At 73.1% G+C, this 12581-nt stretch carries 11 protein-coding genes; 10 read left to right on the top strand and 1 reads right to left on the bottom strand.

The window, feature by feature from the left end; translation table 11 throughout:
* The first annotated feature begins 19 nt into the window (after window positions 1-19).
* From ACLBYG_RS13415 to ACLBYG_RS13390, 6 genes are all read left to right on the top strand, one after another.
* Window positions 20-316 (top strand): FAD assembly factor SdhE, encoded by a 297-nt coding sequence (locus tag ACLBYG_RS13415; RefSeq protein ID WP_020093288.1) that lies wholly within the window; start codon window positions 20-22, stop codon window positions 314-316.
* 25 nt (window positions 317-341) lie between these two features.
* The gene (locus ACLBYG_RS13410; protein WP_020093287.1) at window positions 342-572 is read left to right on the top strand and encodes a hypothetical protein; all 231 of its coding nucleotides are present in this window, start codon (window positions 342-344) and stop codon (window positions 570-572) included.
* A gap of 380 nt (window positions 573-952) precedes the next feature.
* On the top strand, window positions 953-4543 hold the full coding sequence (gene mfd, locus ACLBYG_RS13405; protein WP_447681757.1) for a transcription-repair coupling factor: 3591 nt from the start codon (window positions 953-955) through the stop codon (window positions 4541-4543).
* Between the two features lie 65 nt (window positions 4544-4608).
* On the top strand, window positions 4609-5961 hold the full coding sequence (locus tag ACLBYG_RS13400; RefSeq protein ID WP_020093285.1) for an AmpG family muropeptide MFS transporter: 1353 nt from the start codon (window positions 4609-4611) through the stop codon (window positions 5959-5961).
* Between the two features lie 187 nt (window positions 5962-6148).
* Window positions 6149-7561, top strand: coding sequence for a DUF2778 domain-containing protein (locus tag ACLBYG_RS13395; RefSeq protein ID WP_447681756.1), 1413 nt, complete (start codon window positions 6149-6151; stop codon window positions 7559-7561).
* A gap of 142 nt (window positions 7562-7703) precedes the next feature.
* On the top strand, window positions 7704-8753 hold the full coding sequence (locus ACLBYG_RS13390; protein WP_447681755.1) for an HpcH/HpaI aldolase/citrate lyase family protein: 1050 nt from the start codon (window positions 7704-7706) through the stop codon (window positions 8751-8753).
* A 174-nt stretch (window positions 8754-8927) separates the two neighbouring features.
* Here ACLBYG_RS13390 and ACLBYG_RS13385 read toward each other — a convergent pair whose 3' ends face one another.
* The gene (locus ACLBYG_RS13385) at window positions 8928-9911 is read right to left on the bottom strand and encodes a GlxA family transcriptional regulator (RefSeq protein ID WP_091677520.1); all 984 of its coding nucleotides are present in this window, start codon (window positions 9909-9911) and stop codon (window positions 8928-8930) included.
* Window positions 9912-9964: 53 nt separating this feature from the next.
* Between ACLBYG_RS13385 and ACLBYG_RS13380 the strand changes: the two genes are divergently transcribed.
* Genes ACLBYG_RS13380 through ACLBYG_RS13365 form a run of 4 tightly spaced genes read left to right on the top strand, consistent with a single transcriptional unit; the run spans window position 9965 to window position 12556 of the window.
* Window positions 9965-10687, top strand: a complete 723-nt coding sequence (locus ACLBYG_RS13380; RefSeq protein WP_020093280.1) for a DJ-1/PfpI family protein — start codon at window positions 9965-9967, stop codon at window positions 10685-10687.
* 10 nt (window positions 10688-10697) lie between these two features.
* A complete protein-coding gene (locus ACLBYG_RS13375; RefSeq protein WP_091926331.1) occupies window positions 10698-11075 on the top strand; it encodes a hypothetical protein in 378 nt (125 codons plus the stop codon).
* 47 nt (window positions 11076-11122) lie between these two features.
* Entirely contained in the window at window positions 11123-11461 is a 339-nt protein-coding gene (gene hspQ / locus ACLBYG_RS13370; protein ID WP_012318638.1) for a heat shock protein HspQ, read from the top strand.
* A 12-nt stretch (window positions 11462-11473) separates the two neighbouring features.
* Window positions 11474-12556, top strand: coding sequence for a DUF4424 domain-containing protein (locus ACLBYG_RS13365; RefSeq protein ID WP_447681754.1), 1083 nt, complete (start codon window positions 11474-11476; stop codon window positions 12554-12556).
* Window positions 12557-12581: the final 25 nt, after the last annotated feature.

Raw genomic sequence — 12581 nt, 5'->3', positions numbered from 1 at the left:
GAGCCGAGGTCCGACATCCATGTCCGGCACCACCCGCACGAGCGCCGACCTCGATCCGCGCCGCCGCCGCCTCCTCTACCGCGCCTGGCACCGGGGCATCCGCGAGATGGACCTGATCATGGGCCGCTTCGCCGATGCCGAGATCGGCGACCTGTCGGAGGCGGAGCTCGACCAGTTCGAGGCGCTGATCGAGGTGCCGGACCGCGACCTGTTCAAGTGGCTGACCGGCGAGGTCGAGACGCCCACGAACTACGACACGTCGGTCTGGCGGCGGGTGCGGGCGTTCCACCGGCACGACGCGCCGATCCACTCCTGAGAGCGACCGGTCGAGAGAGCCCGCGATGGACGAACCGAAGCCCAACTACGATCACCCGGCCCGGTCGATCGCCACCGAGCTGGTGGTGCGCATCATGCTGGAGATGATGGAGCGCTCCGATCCGGCGCTCCGCGCCGAGATCCTGCGGCAGGCGACGGCGCGCGCCGCCGCAATGACCGAGCACATGCCCAACGCGGACTTCTTCCGCGGCCGGGTCGAGGCGGCGCTGGCCGAGATCGTCGGGCCGGACGCCTGAGGGGCGTAAGCCGCGGGCTTCCGTCGCATCCGATCGAAAAGCTCGGCCGATGCGGCCCGCTCCGTCATCACGAGCGCAGCGATGTGACCCAGGGCAGCGCGACGTCCGAAGGTGCGGCGCCGCTGGATCGCTTCGCTGCGCTCGCAAAGACGATGGGGCCGTCTCTTCCCCCTGGGAGAGGCGATCCGCAAGGTGCTCTGGGCCGGGCCGCGCGTGTTCCCGAAGCGCGGCCGAACAGCCGTTCCATGCCGCGGCAGAACCGCCATATAGGATGCGTTCAGCCGTGACCGCGGGGACGCTTTATCGCGGCGGCCCGATCGGCTAACGCCACCCGACCTCCTCCCCTGACGCGCCCGGCGGGATTTCCCGCGAAAGACCCGATGGCCAAGCCTCAGCCGAAGCCCCCCGCCGCCAAGCCGCAGGTCGCGCGCTTCGCGCTGCCGAAATCCTCCGCGCTCGCCCGGGCGATCGACGCCCTCAAGCGCGGCGACAGCCCGGTCCTGGCGAACGCCCCGGAGGGCTTCGACGCGCTGGCGCTCGCCGACCTCGCCCGCGCCCTGGCGCCCACCGTCGACGCGCCGGCGGTGCTGGTCCACGTGGCGCGCGATTCCGGGCGCTCGGCGGCCTTCCAGGCGGCCCTCGGCTTCGTCGCGCCCGAGATGGACGTGATGAGCCTGCCGGCCTGGGACTGCCAGCCCTACGACCGGGTCTCGCCGACGACGGCGGTCGCCGCCGCCCGGATGACGGCGCTCGCCCGCCTCGCCCGCACCCGCTCGGCCGAGGACCGCCCGCGCATCCTCTGCACCACGGTCAACGCCCTGGTGCAGCGGGTCCCGCCCCGCGCCCACATCGCCAAGGAGGCGTTCTCGGCGGCGATCGGCAACGTCGTGTCGATGGACGACGTGGTGGCCTGGGTCGAGGCCAACGGCTTCCTGCGCACCGGGACGGTGCGCGACACCGGCGAGTACGCGGTTCGCGGCGGCATCCTCGACCTGTCGCCCCCCGGCCTGCCGGCCCCGATCCGCCTCGACTTCTTCGGCGACACGCTGGAATCGATCCGCGCCTTCGACCCGGAGACGCAGCGCACCACCGGGCAGCTCCGCTCGCTCGACCTGATGCCGATGAGCGAGGTCCAGCTCACCACGGAGACCATCCGCCGCTTCCGCCAGAACTACATCCAGAGCTTCGGGGCGGCGACCCGGGACGACCGGCTCTACGAGACGGTGAGCGAGGGGCGGCGCTACGCCGGCCTCGAGCACTGGATGCCGCTGTTCTACGACCACCTCGACACGCTGTTCGACTACCTCGGCGGCGTGCCGCTGGTCTTCGACCCGCAGGTGGAGGACGCTGCCGCCGAGCGGATCGCGCTCGTCCAGGACTATTACCAGGCCCGAGAGGGCGCGATGAAGACGCCGCAGCCCGGCGTCGCCCCCTACAAGCCCCTGCCGCCCCGCGCCCTCTACCTGACGCCGAACGAGCTGAAGGAGCGGATCGGCACCGCCACCGTGGCGCGGCTGACCCCGTTCGCGCAGCCCGAATCGTCCGAGCGCGCGGTGATCGATTGCGGCGCCAAGGCCGGACGGAGCTTCGCCCCCGAGCGGGCCGACGAGAATGCCAGCGTGTTCGACGCCGCGGTGGCGCATATCCGCGATCTCCAGGGATCCGGTCATCACGTGATCCTGGGAGCCTGGTCCGACGGGTCCCGCGACCGGCTCTGCGGCGTGCTCACCGACCACGGCCTGAGGAAGCCCGTGGCGATCACCCGGCTCACCGACGTCTACGCGCTCAAGCGCGGCACCGACGCGGCCGTGGCCGTCTGGGGCCTGGAGGCGGGCTTCACCGCGGGGGAGCTCGCCGTCGTCTCCGAGGGCGATATCCTGGGCGACCGGCTGGTCCGCCAGAAGCGCAAGGCCAAGCGGCCCCAGGACGTGATCCTGGAGGTGCAGGCGCTCCAGCCCGGCGACCTCGTGGTCCACGCCGACCACGGCATCGGCCGGTTCGTGGGCCTCAAGACGATCCACGCCGCCGGCGCCCCGCACGATTGCCTGGAGCTGCAATACACCGGCGGCCTGCTGCTCCTGCCGGTGGAGAATATCGAGCTCCTGACCCGCTACGGCTCGGAGGATTCCGAGGTCGCCCTCGACCGGCTCGGCGGCGGCGCGTGGCAGGCCCGCAAGGCCAAGATGAAGCGCCGCATCCTCGAGATGGCGGGCGAGCTGATCAAGGTCGCGGCCCAGCGCTTCGTCCGGAAGGCCCCGTCCCTGCAGGCGCCCGAGGGGCTCTACGGCGAGTTCGCCGCCCGCTTCCCGTTCGAGGAGACCGAGGACCAGGCCAACGCCATCGACGCGGTGCTGGACGACCTCAATGCCGGGCGTCCGATGGACCGGCTGGTCTGCGGCGATGTCGGCTTCGGCAAGACCGAGGTGGCGCTCCGCGCCGCCTTCGCGGCGGCGATCTCCGGCAAGCAGGTGGCGGTGATCGTCCCGACCACGCTGCTGGCCCGCCAGCACTACCGGACCTTCGCCGAGCGCTTCAAAGGGCTGCCGGTCCAGGTGGCGCAGCTCTCCCGCTTCGTCTCGGCGGGGGAGATGAAGCAGACCCGCGCCGGGCTCATCGCCGGCACGGTCGACATCGTGGTCGGCACCCACGCCCTCTTGGCGAAGAACATCGCCTTCAAGGATCTCGGCCTGATCATCGTGGACGAGGAGCAGCATTTCGGCGTCGCCCACAAGGAGCGGCTGAAGGCGCTCCAAGCGGACGTCCACGTGCTGACGCTCTCGGCGACGCCGATCCCGCGCACGCTCCAGCTCGCCATGACGGGGGTTCGCGAGCTCTCGATCATCGCCACCCCGCCGGTCGACCGGCTGGTGGTGCGCACCTTCGTGACGCCGTTCGACCCGCTGACCATCCGCGAGGCCCTGCTGCGCGAGCGCTACCGCGGCGGCCAGTCCTTCTACGTCGTGCCGCGGATCGAGGATCTGGCCGAGGTCAAGAAATTCCTCGACGCCGAGATGCCCGAGATCAAGGTCGCGGTCGCCCACGGCCAGATGGCGGCCGGCCAGCTCGAGGACGTGATGACGGCCTTCTACGAGGGCAAGTTCGACGTCCTGCTCTCGACCACGATCGTGGAATCCGGCCTCGACATCCCCACCGCCAACACGCTGATCGTCCACCGGGCCGACATGTTCGGCCTCGCGCAGCTCTACCAGCTGCGCGGCCGGGTCGGGCGCTCGAAGGCGCGCGCCTACGCGCTGTTCACGACCCCGGCGAACCGCCAGCTCACCGCCCAGGCCGAGCAGCGCCTCAAGGTGCTCCAGAGCCTCGACACGCTGGGCGCGGGCTTCCAGCTCGCCTCCCACGACCTCGACATCCGCGGCGCCGGCAACCTGCTCGGCGACGCGCAGTCGGGCCACATCAAGGAGGTCGGCTACGAGCTCTACCAGCAGATGCTGGAGGACGCGGTCACCGCGCTCAAGGCCGGCATCGAGGACGTGCCCGAGGAGGCGTGGTCGCCGACCATCGCGCTCGGCGCGCCGGTCACGATCCCGGAGGATTACGTCGAGGATCTGGGCGTCCGGCTGGCGCTCTACCGGCGGCTCGCCACCATCCAGGACGATGCCGAGATGGAGAGCTTCGGCGCCGAGCTGATCGACCGGTTCGGGCCGCTGCCGCCGGAGGTGGAGCAGCTCCTCAAGATCGGCACGATCAAGATCCTGTGCCTCAAGGCGAACGTCGAGAAGGTCGAGGCCGGGCCGAAGGGTGTGGTGGTCCATTTCCGCGACCGCTCCTACGCCAACCCGCAGGGGCTCGTCGCCTACGTGGCCGAGCAGGCCTCGTTCGCGAAGGTGCGGCCCGACATGAGCGTGGTGTTCGTCCGCGAGCTGAACACGGTCCCGGCCCGGCTCAAGACCGCCACCGAGGTGCTGCGCAGCCTCGTGAAGATCGCCGAGCGGGGGAAGAAGGCGGCGTGAGGGGCGGGGGCGTCGCGCCCCGGCGAGACCCCTCATCCTGCGGGGCGGCTTGAGGAGACGCGTGGATGGCAGACCCGGCGCCGATCACCGGCGCGCCCGAGCCGGTGAAGGCCGCGCCGGGCGCCTTCCTCACGCCCCTGTTCACCGACCGGCGCGTCGCCGCGGTGCTGGGGCTCGGCTTCGCGCAGGGCATCCCGTTCCTGCTCGTCTACGCGACGCAGTCGGCGTGGCTCGTCCAGGCGAAGGTGCCGCTCGCCACGATCGGGCTGATGAGCGAGCTCACCATCGCCTACAAGCTCAAGTTCCTCTGGGCCCCCTTCCTCGACCGCCACGACGCGCCGCTCATCGGCCGCTGGCTCGGGCGGCGCCGCGGCTGGATCGTCGCCACGCAGATCCTCGTCGCCCTGGCGCTGGCGGGCGTCGCCTTCGGCGACCCGGCCCACTGGCTCGCCTGGACGGTGGCGTTCTCCCTGGCGCTCGGCGTCGCGGGCGCCACCCAGGACGTGGTGATCGACGGCTGGCGCATCACCGCCGCGCCGCCCGAGCAGCAGGCGCTGATGTCGTCCTGGGCCGAGATCGGCTTCCGGATCGGCAACCTCGCGGCCGGCGCCGGCGCGCTCTACCTGTCCGACGCGTATGGCTGGCGCGTGGCCTACCTGTGCATGGCCGCGCTCATGGCGCCCGGCACGGTCGCGGCCCTGCTGGCGCCCGAACCCCCCGTCCCCGAGACCCCCGCCACCGGCGGCTTCGTCGAGACCGTCTGGGCGCCGATCCGCGATCTCCTCGCCCGGCTCGGGCCGCTCGCCCTGCCGGTGCTGGCGCTGGTCGCGGGCTTCCGGATGCCCGGCTACGTCTCGAATGCCATGGCGATCCCGCTGTTCAAGACGCTCGGCTACACCAACACCGACATCGCGACGGTGACGAAGCTGTTCGGCTTCTGGATCGCGCTCGGGGGCACCTTCCTGGCGAGCGCCATCATCCCGCGGATCGGCATGATGGCGAGCCTGCTCATCGGCACCGTGACGGCCTCGGCCTCCCACCTCGCGCTGGCCTACCTCGCCTGGCACGGCGGCCACGGCGGCGCGGCGTTCTGGACCTTCGCGCTGACCGTCGGGATCGACGGCTTCGCCTACGCCTTCGCGTCGATCGTGCTGATCACCTACATGTCGCGGCTCTCGGCCACCGCCCACGCGGCGAGCCAGTACGCCCTGCTGACCTCGCTCTGCGCCCTGCCCGGCAGCCTGCTCGCGGGGTTCTCGGGCTTCGTGATCGAGTGGACCGGGTTCGCGTGGTTCTTCGTCGGCACGTCCCTCATCGGCGTGCCGGTGGCCCTGCTCTGCCTGCTGGTCGCGCGCCGGCATGGGCCGATGGAGCCGGCGGCCGACGCGGCCGGGGACGCGCCGAATCGGGCCACCTGAGGCTGTGTCCCAACACGGGAACGCCCGCGGAAACTGTCTCTTTAGCGGGGATTAACCACAGCACGGCTTAATGGGGTGGACGGTTGATGTCCTCCCCAGACGGGTGACCCGGGCCACGTGCGCGAGAACGGCTCTCGCGGGCGAACGGCGGCGGCTGCCCAGGGGAAGCGCGTACGCGAGTTCCCGAATGGCCCAGGCTGCGTTGTCCCTCGCCGCGTTCCAGACCGCGTATCCGAGCGCGGAATCCCGGCGACCGGCGCCCCCGCGCCCCAGCTACGTCGAGACCGCCTACGACCCGGTCGTCCGCACCCGGGCGCCCTACCCGAGCGCCATGCGGCGCGCCCGTCGCCGCGCCCGGCTGACGACGCTCATCGCTCTCACCGGCGTGAGCCTCGCCGGCTGGGCCGTGTTCAGCCACCCGCAGGGGCCGGCCCGCCCCGAGGCGGAGTCCGTCGCGGCGGCCGGGCCGGCCGCCGTCCCGGTCCCGCAGGCCGCGGCGGCGCCGCGGCCGAGCCTCGCCTGGATGCTCGACCGGAGCCCGGCGCTGGGCGCCGGCACCGCCACGGCCTTCGGGGGCGAAACCCCGCCGGTCGCCGGCTTCCAGGTCGCCGCCGCCCCGTCCCCGGCGGTCCGGGAGATCGCCCGGCAGGTCGCGCAGGCGGAGCGGGCGCGGGCCGCCCAGGTCCGGATGGCCCAGGCCAAAGCTGCAGAGAAAGTCGCCGAGAGAGTCGCGGACAGGACCGGCGAGAGGACCGGCGAGAGGACCGGCGAGAAAGGGACGGGGGCGCCGGTCCGGATGGCCGCGGCCGAGCCCACGCCCGCCGCCGTCGCACCCGCCCCCGTTCCCGCCCTCGTGCCGCTGCCGGTGGCCCGCCCGCCCGAGCTGCGGCGCGCACCGGCGCCGCCCGCGCGGGTGGCGAGCCGCGCCCTGCCCCGGACCCGCGACGTGTTCCGCGCCGCGATGGCCGAGGAGCCGTCCTTCTTCGAGAAGCTGTTCGGCGTCGGCGCCGCGGCGCCGTCTCAGGACAGCCGCCAGGACAGCCGCCAAGACAGCCGCCAAGACAGCCGCCAGGAGCCCCGTCAGGCACTGGCCTATGCCAGCCCGGACGCCCTGCCGCAGGAGGCGCCGCGCACCCGGATCAGCCCGGAGCCCGATTCGGTGGCCGGAACGGCCGTCTACGACATCACCGCCCGCACGGTGACGCTGCCCTCCGGCGAGGTGCTGGAGGCCCATTCCGGCCTCGGCGAGCACATGGACAACCCGCGCTACGTCCACCTGCGCATGCGCGGCTCGACCCCGCCCGGCACCTACACGCTGACCGAGCGCGAGCGCCTGTTCCACGGGGTCCGGGCGATCCGGCTCAACCCGGTGGGCGGCAGCGCCGCGATCCACGGCCGCGACGGCCTGCTGGCCCACACCTACATGCTGCGGCAGCCCGGCGCCTCGAACGGCTGCGTCTCGTTCCGCGACTACAACCGCTTCCTGCAGGCCTTCCTGCGGGGCGAGATCCGGCGCCTCGTGGTGGTGGCCGGCAGCGGCGACGGCGGCGGTATCCTCAACCGGATCGGCCTCGCCGGGCGCCGGGGCGGCCGGGGCTGAGGCTCCGCGGGCCCTGCGGCGCGCCGGGCCGGAAGCCCGAGCGTCACGAAAGTCCGAGATCACTTCCGCGCGGCGCGGCTTTACGCGCCCGCCCAAGCTGCCTTAACGGGGCTCAGACGCCAGCCCTGACAAGAGGCACCCGATGAAACTGCCCCGCCGCTTCTTCCAGCCCCTCGCCACCGGCGCGCCGGCCCCGTTCCGCGAACTGCCGGTGCGGCTGGAGCGGATGATCCACTTCGTGCCGCCCCACAACGACAAGGTCCGGGCCCGCGTGCCGGAGCTCGCCGGGACCGTCGACGTGGTGCTGGGCAACCTGGAGGACGCGGTCCCGGCCGACCAGAAGGAGGCGGCCCGCAAGGGCTTCGTCGCCATGGCCCAGGCCACCGATTTCACCGCCACCGGCACCGGCCTCTGGACCCGGATCAACGCCCTCAACTCGCCCTGGATCTTGGACGACCTGTTCACGATCGTGGCCGAGGTCGGCGACAAGCTCGACGTCGTGATGGTGCCCAAGGTCGAGGGACCGTGGGACATCCACTACATCGACCAGCTGCTCGCCCAGCTCGAGGCGCGCCACGGGGTGACGAAGCCGATCCTGGTCCACGCGATCCTGGAGACCGCCGAGGGCGTCGCCAACGTCGACGCGATCGCGTCGGCCTCGCCGCGGATGCACGGCATGAGCCTCGGGCCGGCGGACCTCGCGGCGTCGCGCGGCATGAAGACCACCCGGGTCGGTGGCGGCCACCCGGATTACCGGGTGCTCAGCGATCCCTCCGGCGATGCCCCCCGCGCCACCGCCCAGCAGGACCTCTGGCACTACACCATCGCCAGGATGGTGGACGCCTGCATGGCCAACGGCATCAAGGCCTTCTACGGCCCGTTCGGCGACTTCTCCGACGGCGACGCCTGCGAGGCGCAGTTCCGCAACGCCTTCCTGATGGGCTGCGCCGGCGCCTGGACGCTGCACCCGAGCCAGGTGGCGATCGCCAAGCGGGTCTTCGCGCCGGACCCGGCCGAGGTCGCCTTCGCGGCCCGGATCGTCGAGGCCATGCCGGACGGCACCGGCGCCGTGATGCTCGACGGCAAGATGCAGGACGACGCCACCTGGAAGCAGGCCAAGGTCATCGTGGACCTGGCGAAGCTCGTGGCCGCCAAGGACCCGGATCTGGCGGCGGTCTACAAGCTGGGGTGAGCGGGTTGCCGTTCGGGCTCCCGGACTCGGGCGTCGTGCGCGGCGCCGCGGCGACGGGACGAGGCGCGGGTCCCCTCTCCCGTGCGGGAGAGGGGGCCTGGAGCGAATGGCGAGACCGGGCTCGCCGTCCTTCCCGACCGTTGCAACATGGTCGGATACGGCTCTAGTCCCCCCTCACCCGCCGAACCGCGCCCGGTACTCCTGCGGTGTCGCCGCGACGTGCCGCAGGAAGCTGCGCCGCATCGTCTCCTCGGAGCCGAAGCCGCAGGTCCGGGCGACGCGCTTGACCGGTTGCGCCGTCTCGGCCAGCGCGCGCCGCGCCGCCTCCACCCGCAGGCGCTCCACGGCCCTGGCCGGGGTCAGACCGGTCGCCGCGTGATAGTGCCGGCTCAGGCTGCGCGCGCTCATCCCGGCCGCCGCGGCGAGCGCCGGCAGCGACAGGTCGCCGGACAGGTTGTCGGCGATGTAGGCGTGGAGCCGCCCGAACCGCTCCTCGCCCGCCTGCAGCGCCAGCGCCGCGCTGAACTGCGCCTGCCCGCCGGGGCGTTTGAGGAACATCACGAGGTGGCGCGCCACCGTCAGCGCGGTCGCGCGGCCGAGATCCTCCTCGACCAGCGCCAGGGCCAAGTCGATGCCCGCCGTCACCCCCGCCGAGGACCAGACCGGGCCGTCGCGCACGAAGATCGGGTCGGGCTCGATCCGGGCGCGCCGGTAGCGGGCGGCGAGCGCCCCGCAATGCTTCCAGTGGGTCACGGCCCGCCGCCCGTCGAGGAGCCCCGCCGCCCCGAGCAGGAACGCGCCGGTGCAGACCGAAGCGACCCGGCGGGCCCGGCCCGCCCGGGCCCGCACCCAGGCCACCAGGGCGGCGTCGTCGCAGGCCGCGACGACGCCGGGGCCGCCCGCGATCACCAGCGTGTCCACCGGCGCTTCGGGTTCCGGCAATGGGTCGGCGACCAGCCGCAGGCCCGCCGAGGCGGTGAGCCCCGGGTCGCCGGCCGCGATCACCCGCGGCGCGTAGGGCATCCCGGCGCCGCCGTGCTCGTTGGCGGTGGCGAAGACCTGGAGCGGCCCGGCCACGTCGAGGAGCTGCACCGACGGGAAGGCCAGCACCTCGACCGGGCGCGGCGGATCTGGCGAGAAACGAGGGCTCTTTGGCATTTCGGCCAGATCCTGACGCGCTAGGATCACCCTGTCCACCACGGAGGCCCGGCATGATCCCGCCCGACACCCACCTGCAGATCGGCTCGCTCCTGTTCGAGGGGCTGGACCAGATCGACCTCACCGGCCCGTTCGAGGTCCTGTCCCGGGTGCCCAACAGCACCTACCGGGTCTACGCGCCGGGCCCGGAGCCCGTCCGCGACGTCCGCGGCCTCCGGATGCTGCCAGATGCCACGCTCGCGGAAGCCCCGCGGCTCGACGTGCTGCACGTCCCGGGCGGCACGGGCCAGGAGGCCCTGATGCGGGACCCGGCCGTGCTCGGCTGGATCCGCGATCAGGCGGCCGGGGCCGGCCACGTCCTCTCGGTCTGCACCGGCGCCCTGATCCTCGGCGCGGCCGGCCTGCTGGTCGGGCGGCGGGCCACGACCTACTGGAACGCCGTGCACCTGCTGCCGTTCTTCGGCGCCGAGCCGGTGGACGCGCGCGTGGTGATCGACCGCGACGCGGACGGGCGCACCTGGGTGTTCGCGGCCGGCGTCACCGCGGGCATCGACGGGGCGCTGCAGCTCGCCGCCGCGCTGCGCGGCGAGGAGGCCGCCCGGACCATCCAGCTCGGGATCCAGTACGCCCCCGAGCCCCCTTTCGACAGCGGCACGCCCCACACGGCTTCCCCGGACACCGTGGCGCGGGTGCGGGCGGCGGCGGCCGACATCACGGCCCGGCGCGAGGCCACCGCCCGGGCGATCGCGACCGAGCTCGGCATCCGGATCCCGTAGGAGACCTCCGATGGACCTGACCCGCGTTCGCGCCTTCGCGGCCGTCCTGGCGGCGAAGGACCGGGACGCCGTGCTGGCGCAGATGGCCGAGGGGGGCGTGCTCAACACCCCGCTCGCCGCCGAGCCCGTGCGCGGGACGGCGGCGATCCGGCCGGTGGTCGACGCCTTCGAGAGCCGCGCGATCCTGGAAGGCCCCGCGCACGCCGCCGCCTTCTTCGGCGCGGCGGCCGGCCCGCACCGGCTCGACGGGATGGATGAGCGGCGCCTCGACGCGGCCGGGCGCATCGCCGAGATGACCGTCCCGTGGCGGCCGCTGCCGGAGGCGATCGCCGTCCGGGACCGCTTGGCCCGCGCCGCGGAAACGCCGACTTCCGCGGCGACCGGGTGACACGATCCGTCATCGGACCTATCTGTCCGATCTGGACGGGTTGAACCATGTCGGACGTAACACTGAGAACCGCGAAATTCGCGATCGGCGCCGTGGTGCGCCACCGGATCTACCCGTTCCGAGGCGTCGTGTTCGACGTCGACCCGGTGTTCGACAACACCGAGGAGTGGTGGCTGTCGATCCCCGAGGAGGTCCGGCCGCGCAAGGACCAGCCGTTCTACCACCTGCTCGCCGAGAACGCCGAGACCGAGTACGTGGCCTACGTGTCGGAACAGAACCTCCTGCCCGACACGTCGGGCGAGGCCCTGCGCCACGCCGGCATCGCCGAGATGTTCGAGCGCGACGCCGCCGGCGCGTACCGGATGCGCGACCGCGCCACGAACTGAGGCGCCCGGTCCGTGAAGGTCCTGGCAAGCGGCGGGCGCTCGTCTGCCGCGACGGCCCGTGCCGTCGGACGAGCCCGCCCGATAGTCGCCAAACCCCGCTTCGCCGCCGCGTTCCTGCGCGCTGGCCTGCTCGCGGGCCTGCTCACGGGCACGGCGCGCGCCAACGACAGCGCGGCCGAACTCGATGCCGGCGGCCTCGTCCTGCGGCGCGAGCCCGGGATCGCGCTGGTGAGCGAGGACCTGTCGATCGCCCGCGACCGGATCGACGTGTCCTACCTGTTCCGCAATCAGGTTCAGGAGGCGCGCACGGTCCGGATCGCCTTCCCGCTGCCGCCGATCGACGGGCGGGAACTCAGCTTCTCGGCCCTGGCGCTGCCCCGGCCCGACAGCCCGAACTTCGTCGGCTTCACCGTCACGGTGGACGGCAAGCCCCTCGAGCCCGAGCTGGAGGAGCGCGCCTTCGTGGGCGAGCGCGAGGTGACGGACCTGCTGCGCCGGCACGGCCTGCCGCTGAACCCGCTGCGCTTCGAGGCGATCAGCGCGGCGGCCAATCGGATCGGCGCGCCCGAATGGGCCGCGCTGGTCGAGGCCGGGCTCTTCCCCGACGTCCCCGACACGCCGGACCGGATGACCGAGGGGCTGTGGCGCGGCGAGGCCAAGTTCCACTGGCTCCAGACCTTCCCGCCCGGGCAGGAGGTCCGCATCGCGCACAGCTACGCGCCGGTGACCGGTTTCCACCTGCTCGACCCGAAGGCGGCGTCCCGCGCGGCCTACCGGGCGACCTACTGCCTGGACGAGGCGGGGCTCGCGGCGATCCGGCGCCTGCACGCGAAGGCGCCGGATCCCGGCGGCACCCTGCGGGCGACCGTGGTGCCCTACATCGTCACCACGGCGCGCAACTGGGCCGCGCCGATCGGGCGCTTCACCCTGACGGTCGACAAGGGCAGCCCGGAGGCGGTCGTCAGCTTCTGCCGCACGGACATCCGGAAGACCGGGCCGACCACGTTCCGCTGGGAGGCCCGGGACTACGTGCCCGACCAGGACCTGCGCGTGCTGATCGTCCAGCCGGCTTCGGCGACCCCGGGGACGCGTTAGGTCCCGTCGCCGGGCGGCTCGAACG

This window comes from Methylobacterium sp. D53M (assembly GCF_053345625.1).
Note: the sequence above shows the minus strand (reverse complement) of the source record. Positions and strands in the feature narration are given on the sequence as shown.

Coding starts and splice junctions, on each gene's coding strand:
- ACLBYG_RS13415 (WP_020093288.1), top strand. CDS start 20: ATGTCCGGCACCACCCGCACGAGCGCCGACCTCGATCCGCGCCGCCGC.
- ACLBYG_RS13410 (WP_020093287.1), top strand. CDS start 342: ATGGACGAACCGAAGCCCAACTACGATCACCCGGCCCGGTCGATCGCC.
- mfd (WP_447681757.1), top strand. CDS start 953: ATGGCCAAGCCTCAGCCGAAGCCCCCCGCCGCCAAGCCGCAGGTCGCG.
- ACLBYG_RS13400 (WP_020093285.1), top strand. CDS start 4,609: ATGGCAGACCCGGCGCCGATCACCGGCGCGCCCGAGCCGGTGAAGGCC.
- ACLBYG_RS13395 (WP_447681756.1), top strand. CDS start 6,149: ATGGCCCAGGCTGCGTTGTCCCTCGCCGCGTTCCAGACCGCGTATCCG.
- ACLBYG_RS13390 (WP_447681755.1), top strand. CDS start 7,704: ATGAAACTGCCCCGCCGCTTCTTCCAGCCCCTCGCCACCGGCGCGCCG.
- ACLBYG_RS13385 (WP_091677520.1), bottom strand. CDS start 9,911: ATGCCAAAGAGCCCTCGTTTCTCGCCAGATCCGCCGCGCCCGGTCGAG.
- ACLBYG_RS13380 (WP_020093280.1), top strand. CDS start 9,965: ATGATCCCGCCCGACACCCACCTGCAGATCGGCTCGCTCCTGTTCGAG.
- ACLBYG_RS13375 (WP_091926331.1), top strand. CDS start 10,698: ATGGACCTGACCCGCGTTCGCGCCTTCGCGGCCGTCCTGGCGGCGAAG.
- hspQ (WP_012318638.1), top strand. CDS start 11,123: ATGTCGGACGTAACACTGAGAACCGCGAAATTCGCGATCGGCGCCGTG.